This window comes from Cellulomonas sp. KRMCY2, assembly GCF_000526515.1.
Lineage (GTDB): Bacteria > Actinomycetota > Actinomycetes > Actinomycetales > Cellulomonadaceae > Actinotalea.
Map to the genome: position 1 here is coordinate 1,302,992 of NZ_JAGF01000001.1, position 17,852 is coordinate 1,320,843.

Here is a 17,852-nt window from a genome sequence, read left to right on the forward strand (position 1 = left end):
CTGCGGTCTCATCCTGCCGGCCGACCCCGTTGTGCGGGTCGTTCGGCAGGTGTCAGACTCGAACCATGAGCAAGGCCCCGCGGGTCCCGGGGCCGGTTACGCACAGGGGGACGGCCGGCGTGGATCCGTTCCGTGTCCTTGCCGAGCACTCCATGGACATCACGTTCCACACGATCGGCGGGGTGCTCGAGTGGGTCTCACCGACCGTGGAGGAGACCCTCGGGTGGAAACCTGAGGAGCTGGTCGGCCGGACCACCGTGCACCTGTGGCATCCGGCGGACCGCGCGGGCGCGGTGGCGCTGCTCGATCAGGTGCACGCCGGTCGACCCGGACGTGCCGTGTTCCGGATCCGGGCCAAGAGCGGCCGCTACGTCGGGATCGAGACGTCGCTGCAGCCGTTCGTCGAGGCGGACGGCACGGTCGGTGCGGTCGGGTCGATGCGGGACATGACCGCGCAGATCGCGCTGGAGGCGGCCCGCGCGGAGGCCGAGGAGCGGTTCCGGCTCACGATGGAGCACGCGCCGATCGGGCTGTGCCTCGTGTCCCCCGAGGGGCGCTTCCTGCTCGTGAACCCCGCCCTGTGCCAGATACTCGGCCGTGACACCCAGCGACTGCTGTCGTCGACCTGGCAGGAGCTGACGCACCCGGACGACCTGACGGTCGACGCCGGCCTGATCGACGACGTCGCCGCGGGCCGGGTCCAGTCCTACCAGCTGCGCAAGCGCTACCTCAGGCCCGACGGGTCGGTCGTGTGGGGCGACCTGTCCGTGGCGTGCGTGCGCGACAACGACGGCGTCCCGCGGTACTTCATCTCGCAGATCGTCAACGCGACCGAACGGGTTCGGGCCGAGCAGGCCCTCGCCCGCCGCGAAGCCGACCTGCGAGCGATGGCGGAGGGCTCGGCGGACATCCTGGTCCGGACCGGCCCGGACCGGGAGATCAACTACGTCTCGTCCGCGGTCACCAGGGTCCTCGGCTGGGAACCTGCCGAGCTGCTGGGCGCGAGCTCGGCGACCCTGTGGCACCCGGAGGACGCGGCACCTGCCGAGGCGAACGTGGCGCTCGCCCGCTCCGGTGTGATCGCGCCGTTCCGCGCTCGGGCGCGCTGCAAGGACGGCACCTATCGGTGGATCGGGGCCCGTGTCACCCCGCTCGGCGGACCGGACCTGCCCTTCGGGTTCGTCTCGGTCCTGCGCGACGAGCACGAGCTCGTCCTGCACGAGCGGGCGCTGGCGGAGTCGGAGCAGCACCTGCGCTCGCTCGTGAGCGCATCTGCGGAGGCCCTGTTCGAGTCGGGTCCGGACCACCGGGTGACATGGGTGTCGCCCGCGGTGACGGCGATCCTCGGGTGGGCGCCGGGCGAGCTCGTCGGCACCGAGATGTCCGACCTCGTGCATCCCGACGACCGGGCGGAGGTCGAGACGCTGATCGCCGAGATGTACGCCGGCCTCGAGCCGCTCGAGCCCACCGGGCGACGCCTCACCGTGCGGATGCGCACCGAGGCGGGCTCCTACCGCTGGGTCTCCGCATGGGGCCAGCCGATGGTCGACGAGTCGGGTTCGTTGATCCGGGTCGTGGCCGGTCTGCAGGACATCGACGAGCTCGTCACGACCCGGGAGCGGCTGCGGGCCACGTTGGACACGGAGTTCGACCCGCACGTGGTCCTGGCGGCGATCCGCGACGACGACGGACGCATCGTGGACTTCACCTACGTGGAGACGAACCCGGCGGCCTGCCAGTACAACGGCATCGCGCGCGACGACCTCCTCGGGGCTCGCCTGCTCGAGGTGCAGCCCGGGCACGCGAGCCCCGAGGTGATGGACCTGTACCGGCACGTCGTGGAGTCCGGTGAGCCGCTGAGGCTTGACGACATCGCCTACGAGCAGGAGCTCAAGGGCGGCCAGACGCGTCGCTACGACGTCCAGGCCGCGCGCATCGGCGACGGCCTGTCGTACACCTGGCGGGACGTCACCGAGCGGCATGCGACGACCGAGGCCCTCGCGGCCTCGGAGGAGATGCACCGGCTGCTCGCCGACAACCTGTCCGACGTCGTCGTGCACCTGCGCGACGGGGTCGTCCTGTGGGTCACGCCCTCGTTGACGACCACGATGGGCTGGCCGCCGCAGGACTGGCTCGGCCACGCCGTCACCGAGTTCGCCCACCCGGACGACCGAGCGGACGCCGAGGCGGCCACGGCCGCCGTCGGCACCGGAGAGGTCCAGCACCTCCGGCTCCGGCTCCAGGCCAAGAACCTCGACCACCACTGGGTCCAGGGCCATGCGAAGCCCTTCTACGACAGGTCCGGCAGCCAGGACGGCGTCGTCATCTCCTTCCGCGTCGCCGACGTGGAGGTCGCTGCCGAGGCCGCGCTCGAGAACCGGGCGCGGTCCGACGCCCTGACCGGCATGATGAACCGCCACGAGGTGCTCGAACGCGTCGCGGCGATGACGAGCCACCCGCGCCGCACCGGGGACGAGGCCGCCGTGCTGTTCGGCGACATCGACGGGTTCAAGGAGGTCAACGACGAGTACGGCCACTCGGCCGGGGACGACGTCCTGCAGACCATGGCCGCACGCGTCGGCGCCTGCCTGCGCGCCGGGGACATCGCCGCACGGATCGGCGGCGACGAGCTGCTCGTGCTGCTCGACGGCGTGCACGACCTCGCCGACGCGGTCAGGATCGCCGATACGATCCGCCGAGCCGTCTCGGCACCGATCCCGACCGCCGAGCGGCAGCTCGTGGTGACGCTCAGCATCGGTGTGACCCTCGCCGTCCCGGGGGAGAGCGTCGACGCGATGATCGCCCGCGCGGACCAGGCGATGTACCGGGCCAAGCAGGCCGGCGGCGACCGCGTCATGTCGAAGGCGGCGGACGCCGTCTGACGTCAGGGCGACGGCTCGGGCTCGACGGCCTGTGCAGCGAGTGCGGCGACGATCGGCACGTCCGGATCGAGCCACGGCACGCTCAGCCAGTCCCCGACCGGCAACCAGCGCAGCTCGTCGTGCTCGACCAGGGGCACCGGTGTGCCGCTGACGATCGTGGCCGGCCACAGCCGAAGGACATAGCGGTCGGAGATGCGCCAGGTCCCGGCATCCGGTCCGGCGAGCTCGGGACCGAGGGCGATCGTGACGCCCAGCTCCTCGCGGATCTCGCGGTGCAGGGCCTCGACGGGCGTCTCGCCCGGATCGACCTTGCCGCCCGGGAACTCCCACCGCCCGGCCAGGTCCACCGGCGTGTGCCGGCGGGCTGCGAGCAGCAGGTGCGGTGCGTGGAGGTCGTCGACGATCGCCGCAGCGACGACGAGGACAGGTGCGTCAGCGCGGGACACGGGCGAGACGTCGTGCCGGCATCGGAGCGGTGCGGACCGGAGCGGTCATGAGGGCAGGTGCCAGGTGCCGCGAGCCACCTCGGCGACCTGCCGGGCGATCTCGGCCGGCGCCTCGCCGGGGCTCCGGCCGCTGAGCAGTGCCCGGACCCCGGACGGACCGGTGACCAGGAGGTAGAGGTCGACGACGCGGCCGGCTCGGGCCTCGGCGACCACGAGCCGGTTGAGGCGGCAGCGCTCCTCGCGCCGGGAGAGCTGGCAGTCGCGCCGCGTGATGTGACCGATGCCGTGGCGCGGGCCGAACGTGCGGGACAGGTTCCTGGAGGCACCGACGTACCGCACGACGCCCTGCTGGACCAGGGCGAAGACCCCTGGGGCTTCGGGCAGGGGGTGCTCCGTCTCGATCCGCCCGAAGGGCCCGAGGGCCCATGCGGGGTAACGCTGCTCGACTGCGGCCATGCCTGCGAGCGGGGAGTGGGTCAGGACCTCGCCGTCCGCGTCGCGCTCGACGAACAGGCGGCCGGCGAAGTTCAGGACGTGGCGGGCCAGGACGACATGGTCCGGTGCCCAGTGCTCGTCGGGCGACTGCCGCACGACCGGACGATCCACGCGCACCACCCTCGACCGGGGCCCGGAAGGGCCAGAGCATCAGTGCTCCGACACTACCGGCGGTTCGAGGTCGGACCAGCCGCTGATCACCCCGACAGCAGCACTGTCGGGGCGGTGGTCAGGAGGCGCGCAGACCGTACTCACGGGCGAAGGCGACGGCGTCGGCACGGGTGGAGACACCGAGCTTCTTGTAGACGCTGCGAACCTGGGACTTGACCGTGTTGCGCGTGACGAACAGCTTCGTCGCGATCTCCTCGAGGGTGACGTCCTCGTCCAGGTTGGACAGGATGACGCGCTCGCGGCGGGTCAGGGGCTCGGCGTCGCGCTGGTTGGGGACGGCGCGCAGTTCCATGATCGTCATGTCGACCTCCAGGGGGTCACGGTGCGGGGGAGCACCGCTGTAGCGGGTTACACCTGGAGAGAGTGCGGACTTCACCCCCGATGACGCGGTTTTCACCCCCGATTCGTGCGTCGTGCGCTTGCGAGGTCGGGCAGGGCGCGGTAGCGGGCCCGATTGTTGGCGTTCTCGCAGGTCAGCGCGTGACAAGCTGTCACCACAACGGGTGAACGCATCACCCGTTCGGCCTAGCGCGATCCGGGGACCGAGGGCGTCGGCGGTCCGGGTCCGGCGTCCCCGAACCCCCGGGGAGTGCCCGCTCAGCCCTCGACGAGGTTGGCGTACTCCGCCGGGCTGAGCAGCGGGCCGGTCGCGACGACCGAGATCCGCAGCAACCACCCGCGGCCGTACGGGTCGGAGTTGACCAGGGCAGGGTCGTCGACCGCGTCCTGGTTGACCTCGACGATGCTCCCGGTCACCGGGGAGTAGATCTCCGAGACGGACTTGGTCGACTCCACCTCGCCGCACACCGCACCGGCGGTCACCTGGGTGCCGACCTCCGGCAGCTCGAGGTAGACGATGTCCCCGAGGGCCTCGGCCGCCGTCGCGGTGATGCCCACGGTCGCGGGGTCGCCCGCCGTCATCCACTCGTGCTCGGCGGTGTACTGCAGGTCGGTCGGGATGCTCACGACGGTCTCCTCGGCTGGTCATGCACGGGCGGGCTCGGGCTTGCTCACGGTCAGGCTCCTGGACGGTCACGGCGGCCGGCGGTCCGGCCGGCTCCCGCTCAGGTGGTCGTGGGACGACGGTAGAAGGGAAGTGGCACGACGCGCACCGGTTCGGGCCGGCCGCGGACGTCGACCGCGAGCTCGGTTCCCGCCCCGCAGACCTCCGGCGTGACGTAGGCCATCGCGATCGGGTGCCCGAGGGTCGGCGACGGCGCACCGGAGGTCACGTACCCGACGACCGCCTCACCACCTTCCGTCAGGACCCGGTAGCCGTGCCGCGCGGCACGGCGCGTCAGGCCCTCGAGGCCGACCAGCACGCGGGCGGGCTCCGAGCCGGCCCGGGCGGCCAGCGGGCCACGTCCGACGAACGGCAGCGGCGTACCGTCCGCGGTGACCTTGTCGAGCTTGACGACGCGCCCGAGGCCGGCCTCGTACGGGGTCGTCGTGCGGTCCAGCTCGTTGCCGTACAACGGCATGCCGGCCTCGAGGCGGAGGCTGTCGCGGCAGGCCAGGCCGGCCGGGACCAGGCCGGCCGGTGCGCCCGCCGCGAGCACGGTCCGCCACAGCGCAGCGGCCTGCTCGGCCGGCACGAAGAGCTCGAAGCCGTCCTCGCCGGTGTACCCCGTCCGGGCCAGCATCGCCTCGACGGTCCCCCCGCGGGTGTCGTCCGGAGCGCCGGTGCCGTCCGACCTGACGTATGCCGTCGTGCACGCGTAGTACCGGAGGCCGACGACGGCCTCCCGCTCGGCCGGGTCGGCGACCAGCCCCGCGACGATGCCCTGCGCGGCCGGCCCCTGCACGGCGACCAGCGCCGTGCCGACCGACTCGTCGGCCACGTCGACGTCCGGCCCGGTGCACCGCTCGTGCAGTGCGGCCAGGACGACGGCGACGTTGGCGGCGTTGGCGACGACCAGGTAGTCCTGCTCGCCGGGCCGGTACACGACGAGGTCGTCGATGACACCGCCGTCCTCCTGGCAGATCATCGTGTACCGCGCCCGGCCGACCGCGAGCGCCGAGAGGTTGCCGACCAGGGCGCCGTCGAGGGCGGCACCGGCACGCGGACCGGTCAGCCGGATCTCGCCCATGTGGGACAGGTCGAACAGGCCGGCCGCCGTGCGCACCGCGTGGTGCTCGGCGAGGTCGGAGGTGTACCGCAGCGGCATCGACCAGCCTGCGAACGGCGTCATCGTCGCACCGAGGGCCAGGTGCTCCGCGTGCAACGGACCCGGCCGGCCGGCCTCGGCCTGGGCGGGCTCGACGGGCAGGTTCTCGGTCATACGTACTCCTCGATGGGCGGGCACGAGCACACCAGATGGCGGTCACCGGCGGCCTGGTCGATCCGGCGCACCGGCGGCCAGTACTTCTCGGCACGCAGCCCCGGCACCGGGAACGCTGCTGTCTCGCGGCTGTAGAGCCGGTCCCAGCGGTCGGCCACGACGCTCGCCGCCGTGTGCGGGGCACCCCGCAGCGGGGACTCGGCGGCGGTCCAACGTCCGGCCTCGACGTCGGCGATCTCCGCGCGGATGGCGATCATCGCTGCGCAGAACCGGTCCAGCTCGACCAGGTCCTCGCTCTCGGTGGGCTCGACCATGAGCGTCCCGGGTACCGGGAAGGACAACGTCGGAGCGTGGAAGCCGTAGTCCATCAGCCGCTTGGCGACGTCCTCCGCCGTCACCCCGCTGGCCGCGGTGATCGGGCGCAGGTCGAGGATGCACTCGTGCGCCACATGACCGTCCGGGCCGGTGTAGAGCACGGGGAAGTGCTGGTCGAGCCGCGAGGCCAGGTAGTTCGCGCCGAGCACGGCGAGCTCGGTGGCCCGGCGCAGCCCGTCGGGACCCAGCAGTGCGATGTACGCCCAGGAGATCGGCAGGACGCCGGCGGAGCCGTGCGGAGCAGCCGAGACCTGCGTGGACCCCGCACCGGGCAGGTACGGCACCAGGTGCTCGGCGACGGCGATCGGCCCGACCCCCGGTCCGCCACCACCGTGCGGGATGCTGAACGTCTTGTGCAGGTTCAGGTGCGAGACGTCGCCACCCAGGTCGCCGGGCCGGGCGAGGCCGACCAGCGCGTTGAGGTTGGCGCCGTCGATGTAGACCTGGCCGCCGGCCGCGTGCACCAGCTCGCACACCTCGCGCACGTGGGCCTCGTAGACGCCGTGCGTCGACGGGTAGGTGATCATGATGGCGGCGAGATCCGCCGCATGCTCGGCGAGCTTGGCGCGCAGGTCGTCGAGGTCGATCTCGCCGTCGGGCGCCGTCGTGACCACCACGACGCGCAACCCCGCCAGGACCGCCGAGGCCGCGTTGGTGCCGTGCGCCGATGCCGGGATGAGCACGACGTCGCGCTCGGCATGTCCCTGCGCGCGGTGGTACGCGCGGATCGCGAGCAGCCCGGCGACCTCACCCTGCGAGCCGGCGTTCGGCTGCACGCTGGCCGCCGCATAGCCGGTGATCTCGGCGAGCCAGGCCTCGAGCTCGCCGATCAGCTCGGTGTAGCCCGCCGCCTGGTCGACCGGGGCGAACGGGTGCAGGTCGGCGAAGCCGGGCCACGAGATGGGCTCCATCTCGACGGCCGCGTTGAGCTTCATCGTGCACGAGCCCAACGGGATCATCGACCGGTCGAGCGCCAGGTCCTTGTCCGCGAGCCGGCGCAGGTAGCGCATCATCGCGGTCTCGGAGCGGTAGCGGTGGAACGTCGGGTGCTCGAGGTACGTGCTCGTCCTGCGCACGGCCGGGACCAGGTCGATCGCCGCGCCCGCCAGGTCGCCGCCGAGGCCGAACGCCTCGAGGACCCCGCGCAGGTGCTCCGGGGTCGTCAGCTCGTCCGTCGTGACCTGGACGTGATCGGCGTCGGGCGCCCAGAGGTTGATGCCCCGCGCGACGGCGGCGGCGAGGACGGCCTGCGCGCGACCGGGCACCCGCGTGCGCACGGTGTCGAAGAGCTGCTCGTGCACGACCTCGACGCCGCCGGCCCGCAGCGCACCGGCAAGGGTCACGGCGTGCCGGTTGACCTGCTCGGCGATCGCCCGCAGGCCGTCGGGCCCGTGGTGGACGGCGTACATCGAGGCCACCACGGCGAGCAGCGCCTGCGCCGTGCAGATGTTGCTCGTGGCCTTCTCCCGGCGGATGTGCTGCTCGCGCGTCTGCAGGGCGAGCCGGTAGGCGACCGCGCCGTCCGCGTCGTGGCTCACCCCGACCAGGCGACCGGGCAGGGTGCGCTCGAGCCCGGAGCGCACCGCGATGTACGCGGCGTGCGGCCCGCCGTAGAACATCGGCACGCCGAACCGCTGGGCCGACCCGACCGCGACGTCGGCCCCGAGCTCGCCGGGTGGGCTGATCAGGGTCAGGGACAGGAGGTCCGCCGCGACGGTCACCAGCGCGCCGAGGTCGTGCGCCTGCTCGACCAGGCGGCGCAGGTCCCGCACGACGCCGGACGCGCCAGGCTGCTGGACCACGACGCCGACGACCTCCGACGTCAGGTCGGGCGGCAGGCCGTCGGTGAGGTCCGCGAGGACGAGCGGCAGCCCGATGGCCTCGGCCCGGCCCCGGACGACCGCGAGGGTCTGCGGCAGGCAGTCGACGTCCAGGACGACCACACCGTCCGGCCGCCCCTTGACCGCGCGACGCATGAGCAGCACGGCCTCGGTCACTGCGGTCGCCTCGTCGAGCAGCGACGCACCGGCGACCGGCAGCGCCGTCAGGTCGGCGACGACGGTCTGGAAGGTGAGCAGCGCCTCGAGCCGACCCTGGCTGATCTCGGGCTGGTAGGGCGTGTAGGCCGTGTACCAGGCGGGATTCTCCAGGACGTTGCGGCGGATCACCGGCGGCGTCACGGTCCCGTGGTACCCCTGACCGATCATCGAGGTCAGCACCCGGTTGCGGTCCGCGATCACCCGCAGGTCGGCGAGCACCTGCGCCTCGCTGCGCGCGGCCGGCAGCCGAAGCCACCCGGACATCCGGATGGCGGCCGGCACGGCGGCGTCGATCAGCGCGTCGAGCGTCGGTGCACCGACCTGGTCGAGCATCCGTTCGACGTCGCGCGGACGCGGACCGACGTGGCGATCGGTGAAACCTCGCGCGGCGGGGGTGGTGGCGGCGGTGTTCACGGGCGGCTCCGAGGACGGGCCCGGCGCGCGCCGGACGAGGACTGAGGCCTCCCCGTTCTGTCCTCAGGGGCGCGCGCCCCGACCTGAGAGTTTGGCCGGTCCGCCGTCGTCGGGACGAGAGCGGTCCGGCGTGCACCGTCGGTGGACCACCCGTGGGCGGTCGCTTTCCAGAATTGCCTTGCCGCGGCGGTACGGGGGCCTGAGAGATTCCCGGGGAGGGTTTGCTCCTTCGGCGCCCCGGTCATGACGACCGGGGGCTCTCCCGCCGCAGCTCGAGCAGCACGTGTTCGGTTGTGGGGTACGACTACGGATCGAGCCGAGCATAGGGCCCCGCAGCGCCCGGCCCTTCGCAGTCTCGGTCCTCGGATCAGGCCGTGGTCTCGTCGATGACGTCGGAACCGGCCGCGTCGGACTTGATCCGCTCGATCGCCTTGATCGCTGACGCCTTGGCGGAGTAGCCCTCGCTGGCTGCCAGGACATTGCCGTTGGTCGCCACGATGCGGAAGCGGAACTCCCCGGCCTTGTCCTTGTAGATCGTGAACTTCATGGCATCTCCCTTTCCGGCGCCGCCGCGCCGTCGCGGCGGTTGCTGCCAGTCTCGCGGTGCGGCCGGTGCGACGGAAGGGCCGGACGTGCGAACCTGCGCGCGGGTCAGTCCCGCTGCAGCACCGCGCGCACGTACCCGACGATCCCGTCGACGGCCGCCTCGATCTCGGCCAGGGTGGCCAGGAAGCCCGCCTCGTCGCCGTACCAGGGGTCGTCGACGTCGAGCAGGTGCTCGGGACCTTCGGTCGGCGCGGTCGGGTCGAAGCTGCGCAGCATCACGACCCGGGCGGCGAGAGCGGCGTCGCCGTGGGCCATCGCGCGCAACGCATGGGCGTGGTGCGCGGTCATCGCGAGCACGAGGTCACGCGCGGGCAGGTCGACCGGGGTCACCTGCCGGGCCCGGTGCACCGGGACGGGGTAGCCATGGGCGGCCAGCACCCGCTGCGCCCGTCGGTCGATCGGCCGGCCGTGCTCCTCCCCGCTGATCCCGGTCGAGTCGACCAGGACGTCCGACAGGCCGGCCTGCGCGAACCGCGCCCGGAGCACGACCTCGGCCATCGGGGAGCGGCAGATGTTCCCCGTGCAGACGGTCATCACGCGATAGGGGGCGGTCACACCGCCATTGTCGCCGGTCGGGCGCGGCGGCCCGGCGGCCGGGTGCGGTGACCGGCGCCCCGGTCACCGGCGTCGGGGTGACCGGCCTCGGGGTGACCGGCGTCGCCCTAGAGTTGCGCCCATGATGGAGGACCCGGAGGTCATGCGAGCCCCGCGCCGTGAGTGGGCGGTGAGCTTCGGCGTCCTGGGCGTCTTCGCGGGCTGCATCGTGACGGCCACGGTGTTCACGGCGCTGATCTTTCTGGCGCTGCTCACCGCACCGGCCGAGGAGCTGACCGCGGCGGGCATCGAGAGCTCACCCGGTCGGCTCGCGCTGCTCGTCGGCGGCTTCGCCGCGCTCGCGATCCTGGTGGTCGGCCCGTCGGTCGCCTTCGGCGTCGGTTGGCTGCTCCGCTCGGTCCGGAACCAGTCCCTGCACGTCCTGGCGTTCGCACTGGCCGGTGCCGTCGTCGGTGGGCTGGTCGGCTACTGGGGTGGCGGACCGGTGATGGCGAACGTCCTGGCCGCCATGCTCGGCGCGTCGGCCGGCGTCGGCCGCCTTGCACTCTCCCCGTTCGCCCGGGTCTGAGGACACCAGCGATCCGGGCGCGGGGTCCGGCACGTCACGTGCGGCGGGCTGGGCGCCAGGTGCGTCGGGCAGGGGACAGCCCGTGGGCTACCGGTCGGACGACCGGCGCGCCGTGCTGGACGATGCACGGCTCCCACGGGCTGCGGTGACTGCCGGGGTCTCGCTGCCGCCACGCGGCTCGGGACCGGAACAATCCGTCCGATGCACTCGGGCGACTAGCTGGCAGTCACCTCACGCGTCCTGGAAGACATCATCTTCTTGGCCACCTCCTTTCCCGTGTCCGAAGAAAGTACGTCCGCGGCGGCGTCCTGCCAAGGGGTTTTCGTCACCTGTTCGGTCAGCCCTTGACGGCGCCGCCGAGGCCCGCGCCCCGCAGGAACGTGCGCTGGAAGACCAGGAAGATCACGATCGGGATGATCGTCGAGATCGCCAGCGCAGCCATCAGCACACCCATGTCGGTCGAGCCCTGGAGCGACGGCAGCCGGACCGACAGCGGCTGCAGGTCAGGGTTCGGCAGCACGAGCAGCGGCCAGAGGAAGTCCTTCCACGACGCGATCACCGCGAAGACCGAGACCACACCGAGGATGGGCTTGCTCATCGGCAGGACGATCGACCAGAAGAGCCGGAAGGGCCCGGCGCCGTCGACCCGGGCCGCCTCGAAGACCTCGCGCGGCAGCGAGTCGAAGAACCGCTGGACCAGCACGACGTTGAACGCGCTCGCGCCGGCGGGCAGCCACACCGCCCAGAAGGTGTTGAGCAGCGAGGAGCCGACGGGCGGGTCGAGGATCGTCAGGTAGAGCGGCACGAGGAGCACGACGGCCGGCACGAAGAGCGTGGCGAGCACCGCCCACTGGAGTCCCCTGGCGTAGCGGGGGCGCAGCACGGACAGCACGTACCCGCCGGTGGTCGCCACGACGATCTGGCTCACCCACGCACCGGCCGCCACGACCACCGTGTTGAGGAAGTAGTGGCTGACCCGGACGTCGTTCCAGGCCTCGCCGAGGTTCTCCCAGGCGACGCCGTGCGGGAAGACCGCCAGCGGCGTGCGCAGGATGTCCTGGGTGGGGGTGATCGCGAACTTGGCCAGCAGGACGATCGGCCCGATCCCCCAGACGACCAGGAGCACGAGCAGCAGCGCGTGGGCGGTGCTCATGCTGCGGCGCACCAGGGGTCGGCGCCAGTCGGCCTCGGACATCATGCCGCGCTCGGCGCCGGCCTTCCCGCGACGTCGTCCCGCCCGGGTCGGCGCCTCGGACCCCGGGGTGGCCCGCGTGGCCGCTGCTCCGGGCGACGGGACGGCAGACCGCTGCCGGGCCGAGGTGGGGGTCGTCGTCGTCACGTCGTGCTCCAGCTGCGGGTGAGGCGGAAGTAGAGCAGGGACATCCCGGCCAGGAAGGCCGCGAGCAGCAGGCTCAGTGCGGTGGCCTGCCCGTAGTCGCTGCCGAGGCTCTGCCCGAAGGCGTACCGGTAGATCAGCAGCAGGATCGTCAGGGTGGCGTTCGCCGGTCCGCCGCTGGTGAACAGGTACGGCTCGAGGAACACCTGCGCGGTCCCGATGATCTGCAGGATGAAGGTGATGAGCAGGACGCCGCGCAGCTGCGGCAGCGTCACGTGCCAGATCTTGCGCCAGATGGACGCGCCGTCGACCTCCGCGGCGTCGTACAGCTCGGCCGGCACGCTGGTCAGCGCTGCGAGGTAGATGATCACCGTGCCGCCGGCCGCCGCCCAGGTGGCCTGCAGGACGAGGGACGGCATCGCCCAGGTCTGGTCCTGCAGCCACGGGAAGGGTCCGAGGCCGACCCAGCCCAGGATGCTGTTGAAGACGCCCTCGGGTCGCGGGTCGTAGAAGAACTTCCACAGCAGCACCGCGACGACCGGCGGGACGACGACGGGCAGGTAGGCCAGGGCGGAGAACAGGCCCTTCAGTCGCCGGACGTCGCTCATCAGCACGGCGGCCAGGAGCGGCAGCGGGTAGCCGAAGATCAGCGCGAGGAGCGCGAACCATGCGGTGTTGCGGATCGCCTGGGGCAGCAGGGGATCGGCGAAGACCGCCCGGAAGTTGTCCAGCCCGACCCACGACGTGACGATCAGGTTGGTCTCCTGGAAGCTCATCACCACGGCACGGCCGATCGGCAGCCACGAGAACACGCCGAAGACCACGACCAGCGGCAGGGCGAACAGGAGCGCACTGAGCCCCCCTGAGCGGACCCAGGATGCCGGTGTGCCGCGGCCGGCCGGGCGTCTCGGCCGGTCCAGGGTGGTGACGGTCTCGTCGGTGATCATGCGGGACCTCTCGTCGACGGGTGCGGTGGTCCGGGACTCGAACCAGGGGAGCAGGACCCTGACCACGGGCTGCGGTCAGGTGCCCGGCCGGCGGGGGTCACCGGCCGGGCACCGCGCAGGCTCAGCCCTCGTCGAGCAGAGCCTGGACCTGGGTGTTGCCGGCCGCGAGCAGGGCGTCGATGTCGGCGTTCTGGTCGGAGAGCACGGCCTGGACCATCAGGTCCAGCGCGCCGTAGGTCTCCTGCGTGGACCGGCTGGGCTCACCCACGACCGGCTGGTCGAACATCACACTCGTGTAGCCCTCCATCTGGGCGAGCGGGACGTTGACGTAGTCCGCGACCCACTCGAGCGAGAGCTCGTACTGGTCCCGGCTGAAGATCGGCAGCACGGGCGTGCCGACCGTCTGGTCGTTGTCGAACCGGACCGTCGCGTCGGCCACGGCCTGCTCCTGGTCGAGCAGCTTGCTCAGGTAGAAGAAGTCGATCCACTTGACGGCCGCGTCCTTGGTGGCGTCGTCCGCCTTGACGTTGACGGCGGCGAGCGTGCCGCCGACCAGCACGCCCGAGTCGGCGCCGTCGGTCGGGATCGCGGTCAGGCCGTAGGCGCTCGCCGTGACGCCGTTGGTCTCGACGAGCGAGGTGTAGACGTCGGAGCCGGACGTGTACATGGCGGTCTGGCCACCGGCGAACGCCTGGTTGATCGTGCTCCAGTCGAGCGTCGTGTCGGCGAGGATCGAGTCGTCCTCCCAGCGCAGGGCCTTGAGGAACTCCAGGGCCTCGCGCGTGCCGTCGTTGTCCAGGGTCGCGGTGTAGGTGCCGTCGTCGTCGGCCTCCTGGACCCGGCCACCACGCGAGTAGGTGGCGGCGGTGAGCTGCCAGCCACCGGTGTTGTTGGCGGCCATGGTCGCGTACCCGGCCTGGCCCGTCGCGTCCTTGATCGTCTTCGCGTATTCGCGAACCTCGTCCCACGTCGTCGGCGGCTTGTCGGGGTCGAGCCCGGCGGCCGTGAACATGTCGCGGTTGTAGTGCAGGGCCACGCCGTAGATGGACTTGGCGGGGATGGCGTAGACCTTGCCGTCCTCGCCCATGCCGGCGTCCAGCAGGCTCTCGTTGAAGTCGCCCGCGTAGTCGAGGGCCTGGAACTGGGCGTCGATGTCGGCCAGCTGACCGTTCTCGATGAGGGTCTTGGCGTCGGTCAGGGGGATCTCGTAGACGTCCGGCAGGGTGCCGCCGGCGAGCTGGGCCGCGAACGTCGTCGCGCGCCACTCGTACTCCTGCGGCTCCACGGTGATGTTCGGGTAGAGCTCCTCGAACTGGGCGACGCGCTCGTCGAAGGCGTCGAAGGCCTCCTGCTCCGAGCCGGGGATGAGGCTGACCACGCTCAGCGTGATCTGCTCGGCCTCCTGCTGCGCGGCGTCGTCGGTGCCAGGATCCGCCCCGGCACCGCCGTCGTCGGGCGTCTGGCTGCAGGCGGCGAGCAGGCCGATCGACAGCACGCCGGCGATCGCCAGCGTCGAGGTGATGCGTGTTGACCTCATTGTCACTCCTTCGGGACGGGACGGTGGTGCGGGGTGGTCGGTCAGCTGACCAGACGCAGCCAGGCGGCTGTGTCCGGGGGAAGGAGCCCGTCGGCCAGCGCGTCGCTGACCAGCAGGAGCTCGTCGTGGTCGGGGAGCGGCACGGGCGCCGCGCCGAGGTTGACGACGCAGGCGACGCCTGCGCCACGCTCGAAGGCGATGACCCCTGGTGCCGCGTCGAGCCAGCGCAGGTCGCCGTCGTGCAGGCCCTGCTCGCGCCGCCGCACGGCGAGCGCCGCGCGGTAGAGGCTGAGCGTCGACGTCGGGTCCGCGTCCTGCCGCTGCGCGGTGAGACCTGCCCAGTCCGCCGGCTGGGGAAGCCAGGGCGGGCACGCTGCGCCGTCGGGCGAGAAGCCGAACGGTGGCTGCTCGCCGGACCACGGGAGCGGGACACGGCAGCCGTCACGCCCCGGGTCGACCCCGTCGGAGCGGAAGTGCATCGGGTCCTGGATGGCGTCCGACGGGAGGTCCTCGACCTCCGGCAGCCCGAGCTCGTCGCCCTGGTAGATGTAGAGCGACCCGGGCAACGCCGCACTGAGCAGGGCGGCGGCCCGCGCGCGACGCCGTCCGGCGACCAGGTCGGTCGGCGTGCCGAAGCGCTTGGTGGCGAAGGCGAACCCGCTCTGTGCACGGCCGTACCGGGTGACCGGCCGCGTCACGTCGTGGTTGGAGAGCACCCAGGTGGGCGGCGCACCGACCAGACGGTGGGCGTCGAGCGTCGTCTCGATCGACTGGCGCAGCTCCTTGGCGTCCCACGGCCGGGCCATGAAGTCGAAGTTGAACGCGGTGTGCATCTCGTCCGGCCGCAGGTACTGCGCGAACCGGTCCTGGTCCTCGAGCCAGACCTCGCCCACCAGCACACGTGCCGGTTCGTAGGACTCGGCGACGGCTCGCCACGACCGGTAGATGTCGTGCAGCTCGTCGCGGTCGACGTGCGGGTGCGCGCCCGGCCCGGGCGCCACCGGGACCTCGGGCAGCGCGGGGTCCTTGACCAGGAGCGCGGCGGAGTCGATCCGGATGCCGGCGACGCCGCGATCGAACCAGAAGCGCAGGATCGCCTCGTGCTCGGCCCGGACGTCGGGGTGGTTCCAGTTCAGGTCGGGCTGCTGCGGGGTGAACAGGTGCAGGTACCACTCACCCGGTTCGCCGTCGGCTCCGGTCGTGCGGGTCCAGGTCGGACCGGCGAAGCTCGACACCCAGCCCGTGGGGATCTGGTCGCAGCCCGATCCCCTGCCGGGGTGGAACCAGAAGCGCTCCCGCTCGGCGGAGCCCGGCCCGGCCGCGAGGGCCGCCTGGAACCACGGGTGCTGGTCGGAGACGTGGTTCGGGACGATGTCGATGATGGTGCGGATGCCCATCGCGAGCGCCTCGCCGACCAGCTGCTCGGCCTCGGCCAGCGCGCCGAACGCCGGGTCGATCGTGCGGTAGTCGGCGACGTCGTAGCCGCCGTCGGCCAACGGTGAGCGGTACCACGGTGTGAACCAGAGGGCGTCGACACCCAGGTCGCGCAGGTACGGCAGCCTCGAGCGGACGCCGGCGAGGTCACCCGTGCCGTCACCGTCGGCGTCGGCGAAGCTGCGCACGTAGACCTGGTAGATCACGGCCTCGCGCCACCAGGCCGCGTCGCCCTTCGCCGTCGTACCGAGCTGCGCCACAGGCCGGTCGCCTCTCGCTCCGTGACAGGGCGGTCAGGCGGGGACCTGGCCGCGGACGACGGGCCGCCGGTGTTCGCGCGCTCCGTCTCTGACATGGACGCTAAAGGACTCGACAGTATCAACGCAAGAACTGGACAGGACCGTCACCGAAACGTGACCTAGCCCAAGAGACGACCCGCGTGCGGGCACGAGTGCGGAGCCCGCGCGGAGTGCGGTTGCCCACCCGAGTGGAGCGTTCGACCCGCGACACGCCGGCGTGTCGCCTACGGAACGCACCACGCGACAGCGGGAGGCTCCACTCGACAGAGCGGGAGCTCGGGGCGATCGGGGTGATGGCCCTCAGGCGGGGGCCGGGCCGGTGGAACCGCGGACCACGAGCTCCGGTTCGAAGAGCAGCTCGTCGCTGGCGACCGTCGCCCCGTTGATCTGACTGACCAGCAGGTCGATCGCCGCGCGACCCATCGGCTCGATCGGCTGTCGGACCGTGGTCAGCGGGGGATCGGTGCAGTTCATCAGCGCCGAGTCGTCGTACCCGATCACCGAGACGTCATCCGGCACGCGCAGCCCCGCCCTGCGCACGGCGCGGATCGCACCGAGGGCCAGGGGGTCGCTGGCGCAGATGATGCCGGTGACACCGGTGCGCAGCAGCCGGGTCGCTGCCGCCTGGCCGCTCTCCAGCGAGTAGGCACTGCGGACCACCCGATCGGCGCCCAGCTCGATGCCGAGCCGCGCGGCCATCGCGCGGGCCGCGCCGAGCTTGCGCTCCGACGGCACGTGGTCCTGCGGGCCGAGGACGAAGCCGATCCGCGAGTGGCCGAGCGAGACGAGGTGACCGAGCGACTGCTCGACCGCGACCTCGTCGTCGCAGGCCACCCGAGGGAAGGGCAGGTCCTCGATCGACGCGTTGATCAGGACGGCGGGCAGGTGTCGCTCGGTCAGCCGGGCGTAGTGCGCGTGCTCGGCATCCCGCTGGGCGTAGTTGCCGCCCGCGAAGACGATCCCGGAGACCTGCTGGGCCAGCAGCAGGTCGACGTAGTCGGACTCGGTGATCCCACCGGCAGTCTGGGTGCACAGCACGGGGGTGAAACCCTGCTGCGCGAGGGCGCCACCGACGACCTCGGCGAAGGCCGGGAAGATCGGGTTCTGCAGCTCGGGCAGCACCAGACCGACCAGTCGGGCCCGCTCACCGCGCAGCTTGGTCGGGCGCTCGTAGCCGAGCACGTCCAGCGCGGTCAGGACTGACGACCGGGTGGCGTCCGAGACGCCGGGCTTGCCGTTCAGGACCCGACTCACGGTCGCCTCGCTCACCCCGACCTTGCGGGCCACCTCAGCAAGACGTCGCGACATTGCGCAAGCATATGACTGATGCCGCAAGCCGCTTGCGTGATCTGCGTCATCGCGCGGCGGTCTGCCCGCCGATCCGACAGCACATCTCGAGTGCGCCCCCAAGTGCCTCTCGAGTGCGCGCACCGGGCCACGCCCGTAGGGTCAGACACCGAACCGCC

15 protein-coding genes and 1 riboswitch are annotated in these 17,852 nt (G+C 72.1%); of the genes, 2 read left to right on the forward strand and 13 right to left on the reverse strand.

Annotated elements, in window-relative coordinates; all coding sequences use genetic code 11:
* Positions 1 to 119 precede the first annotated feature (119 nt).
* Positions 120 to 2,882 carry a PAS domain S-box protein gene (locus K415_RS22595; protein ID WP_197024682.1) on the forward strand — a complete coding sequence of 921 codons (2,763 nt, stop codon included), beginning with the start codon at positions 120 to 122 and terminating at the stop codon, positions 2,880 to 2,882.
* Between the two features lie 2 nt (positions 2,883 to 2,884).
* Here K415_RS22595 and K415_RS0106365 read toward each other — a convergent pair whose 3' ends face one another.
* The 8 genes from K415_RS0106365 to K415_RS0106400 form a co-directional block, all read right to left on the reverse strand.
* The gene (locus tag K415_RS0106365; protein WP_024286248.1) at positions 2,885 to 3,328 is read right to left on the reverse strand and encodes a (deoxy)nucleoside triphosphate pyrophosphohydrolase; all 444 of its coding nucleotides are present in this window, start codon (positions 3,326 to 3,328) and stop codon (positions 2,885 to 2,887) included.
* 45 nt (positions 3,329 to 3,373) lie between these two features.
* Positions 3,374 to 3,934 (reverse strand): hypothetical protein, encoded by a 561-nt coding sequence (locus K415_RS0106370; protein WP_155859383.1) that lies wholly within the window; start codon positions 3,932 to 3,934, stop codon positions 3,374 to 3,376.
* A 118-nt stretch (positions 3,935 to 4,052) separates the two neighbouring features.
* Positions 4,053 to 4,295, reverse strand: coding sequence for a LuxR C-terminal-related transcriptional regulator (locus tag K415_RS0106375; RefSeq protein ID WP_024286250.1), 243 nt, complete (start codon positions 4,293 to 4,295; stop codon positions 4,053 to 4,055).
* 296 nt (positions 4,296 to 4,591) lie between these two features.
* On the reverse strand, positions 4,592 to 4,960 hold the full coding sequence (gene gcvH, locus K415_RS0106380; RefSeq protein ID WP_024286251.1) for a glycine cleavage system protein GcvH: 369 nt from the start codon (positions 4,958 to 4,960) through the stop codon (positions 4,592 to 4,594).
* A 98-nt stretch (positions 4,961 to 5,058) separates the two neighbouring features.
* Positions 5,059 to 6,276, reverse strand: a complete 1,218-nt coding sequence (gene gcvT, locus K415_RS0106385) for a glycine cleavage system aminomethyltransferase GcvT (RefSeq protein ID WP_024286252.1) — start codon at positions 6,274 to 6,276, stop codon at positions 5,059 to 5,061.
* The gene (gcvP, locus tag K415_RS0106390) at positions 6,273 to 9,104 is read right to left on the reverse strand and encodes an aminomethyl-transferring glycine dehydrogenase (protein WP_024286253.1); all 2,832 of its coding nucleotides are present in this window, start codon (positions 9,102 to 9,104) and stop codon (positions 6,273 to 6,275) included. The genes gcvT and gcvP overlap by 4 nt, the downstream gene beginning before the upstream one ends.
* A gap of 177 nt (positions 9,105 to 9,281) precedes the next feature.
* Positions 9,282 to 9,379, reverse strand: a riboswitch (glycine riboswitch).
* Between the two features lie 92 nt (positions 9,380 to 9,471).
* Entirely contained in the window at positions 9,472 to 9,651 is a 180-nt protein-coding gene (locus K415_RS0106395) for a DUF1508 domain-containing protein (protein WP_029663266.1), read from the reverse strand.
* Between the two features lie 104 nt (positions 9,652 to 9,755).
* Positions 9,756 to 10,265 carry a low molecular weight protein-tyrosine-phosphatase gene (locus tag K415_RS0106400; RefSeq protein ID WP_024286255.1) on the reverse strand — a complete coding sequence of 170 codons (510 nt, stop codon included), beginning with the start codon at positions 10,263 to 10,265 and terminating at the stop codon, positions 9,756 to 9,758.
* A 121-nt stretch (positions 10,266 to 10,386) separates the two neighbouring features.
* Here K415_RS0106400 and K415_RS0106405 point away from each other — a divergent pair, with 121 nt between their 5' ends.
* On the forward strand, positions 10,387 to 10,833 hold the full coding sequence (locus K415_RS0106405; RefSeq protein ID WP_024286256.1) for a hypothetical protein: 447 nt from the start codon (positions 10,387 to 10,389) through the stop codon (positions 10,831 to 10,833).
* A 337-nt stretch (positions 10,834 to 11,170) separates the two neighbouring features.
* Here the strand turns inward: K415_RS0106405 and K415_RS0106410 are convergent, their stop codons facing one another.
* The 5 genes from K415_RS0106410 to K415_RS0106430 all read right to left on the reverse strand — a co-directional run bounded on the left by K415_RS0106410 (position 11,171) and on the right by K415_RS0106430 (position 17,694).
* The gene (locus K415_RS0106410; RefSeq protein WP_024286257.1) at positions 11,171 to 12,172 is read right to left on the reverse strand and encodes a carbohydrate ABC transporter permease; all 1,002 of its coding nucleotides are present in this window, start codon (positions 12,170 to 12,172) and stop codon (positions 11,171 to 11,173) included.
* Positions 12,169 to 13,116: a carbohydrate ABC transporter permease gene (locus K415_RS0106415; RefSeq protein ID WP_024286258.1), complete on the reverse strand. Its 948-nt coding sequence runs from the start codon at positions 13,114 to 13,116 to the stop codon at positions 12,169 to 12,171. Before K415_RS0106415 ends, K415_RS0106410 begins: the two co-directional genes overlap by 4 nt.
* A gap of 121 nt (positions 13,117 to 13,237) precedes the next feature.
* Positions 13,238 to 14,653 carry an ABC transporter substrate-binding protein gene (locus K415_RS0106420; RefSeq protein ID WP_024286259.1) on the reverse strand — a complete coding sequence of 472 codons (1,416 nt, stop codon included), beginning with the start codon at positions 14,651 to 14,653 and terminating at the stop codon, positions 13,238 to 13,240.
* A 41-nt stretch (positions 14,654 to 14,694) separates the two neighbouring features.
* A complete protein-coding gene (locus K415_RS0106425) occupies positions 14,695 to 16,347 on the reverse strand; it encodes a glycoside hydrolase family 13 protein (RefSeq protein ID WP_024286260.1) in 1,653 nt (550 codons plus the stop codon).
* Positions 16,348 to 16,686: 339 nt separating this feature from the next.
* Positions 16,687 to 17,694 (reverse strand): LacI family DNA-binding transcriptional regulator, encoded by a 1,008-nt coding sequence (locus K415_RS0106430; protein ID WP_029663268.1) that lies wholly within the window; start codon positions 17,692 to 17,694, stop codon positions 16,687 to 16,689.
* Between the last annotated feature and the right edge of the window lie 158 nt (positions 17,695 to 17,852).